Origin of the sequence: Corticimicrobacter sp. (assembly GCF_040137905.1) — a bacterium.
In the GTDB taxonomy this organism is placed as follows: Bacteria; Pseudomonadota; Gammaproteobacteria; order Burkholderiales; family Burkholderiaceae_B; genus Corticimicrobacter.
On record NZ_JBEFDG010000091.1, the window covers coordinates 1 to 1,476 of the forward strand.

Annotated in this window: 1 protein-coding gene and 1 pseudogene; one reads left to right on the forward strand and one right to left on the reverse strand. The window is 61.0% G+C overall.

The genetic code is table 11. The features are described 5' to 3' along the window. Positions 1–1,145 (forward strand): ATP-binding cassette domain-containing protein (locus tag ABN482_RS15450; protein ID WP_349504817.1); only part of this gene is annotated, 1,145 nt, incomplete at its 5' end. A gap of 86 nt (positions 1,146–1,231) precedes the next feature. On the opposite strand, the pseudogene ABN482_RS15455 reads toward ABN482_RS15450, so the two are convergent. Further along, positions 1,232–1,476: pseudogene (locus ABN482_RS15455) on the reverse strand (TonB-dependent siderophore receptor); the annotation flags it as partial.

A 1,476-nucleotide genomic window follows, 5' to 3' on the forward strand; every position in this document is an offset into this window, starting at 1 on the left:
TGCTGTCGAACGCAGACTTTCTCATCCTGGACGAACCCAGCAACCATCTGGACCGCCCAAGCCGCCAAATACTGGAGACACAGTTGCAGGATTGGCCAGGCGGTCTGCTGGTCATTAGTCACGACCGGCAGTTGCTGCAGAACATGGAGCGTATCGTGGAATTGTCTGAACTGGGCTTGCGCAGCCATGGCGGCAATTACACGTTCTATGCCGAGGCCAAGGCCCAGGAAAGGCAGCAGGCCCTGCAACAACTGGCGCACTGCAAGACAGAGCGCCAGCGCAGGGAACAGACCATGAGCGCGCAACGCGAGCGGCAGGCGCGCAAGCAAGCGCAAGGCAACCGCCAGGGGAAAGACGCCAACCAGGCCAAAATCCTGCTGGACCGCCAGAAGGCACGCAGCGAACTCTCGACCGGCAAGCTGCAGCAGCAACATGCCGCCATCCGCGCGCAGCTTGCCCGTGATGTGCGTGAAGCCGCTGCGCAGGTAGAAAAAGATAGCCCGATCACCCTCTTCGCACCACCCGCCATTCAGGCGACTCCGCGACAGGCGGCGGTACTGGAAGATGTACAGTTGCCCTTCGTTGCGGATCGCAGTCCGCCTGTCAACCTCATCCTGGGCAACCAGCAACGCATCGGCATCAGCGGAGCCAACGGCAGCGGCAAATCGACGCTGCTCAAAGTGCTGGCCGGGCACCTCGCTCCCCTGTCAGGCTCCGTCAGGGTCATGCCCGGCAGCGCCTACCTGGACCAGCGCCTGACGATTCTGGAAAATGACATCCCGATTCTGGAGCAGTTGCGCGCGTGCGATATGGGTATCGACGAAAGCACGCTACGCATGCGACTGGCACAGGTCGGTCTGGACGCACACGCTCTGACCGTACCGCCAGGCTTGCTGAGCGGTGGAGAGCGCCTGAAGGCAGCACTGGCCTGCCTGCTCTACCGCCTTCCCCCTCCGTCTCTGCTGTTGCTGGACGAGCCCAGCAACCACCTCGATATCGCGACCATGCAGGCACTCGAAGCCATGTTGTGCAGCTACCAAGGAGCGCTGGTCGTGGTGTCGCATGATGAAGTGTTCATGAACAACCTGGCATTGACTGACCGCCTGCAGGCAAGCCCGGATGGCTGGCAACTGACACCGTGGTGAGGGTGGAAAGTCCAGGGGTCACCAATGAGAATTGGTGACCCCCTTGATCCATTCCTGCACACCTCGAAAACGTGCCTGGATTGGCCTTACCAGCGATAGCGCAGGCTGCCCACGATCTGCCGACCGATGCCCAGATAGCAATAGCCGCTGTTGCACACTGCGACCTCCTTGTCGGCCACGTTTTGCACGTTCAGGCTCGCAAACCAACCCTTGAGCGATGCATTGCGCAGACCCAAGTCATAGCTGACTGCCAGATCGACCAGCGTCGAGGCCTGGTTATGCATGGTATTGAGCGTGTCGCCATAGCTGCTGCCCACATAGCGCGCACCGG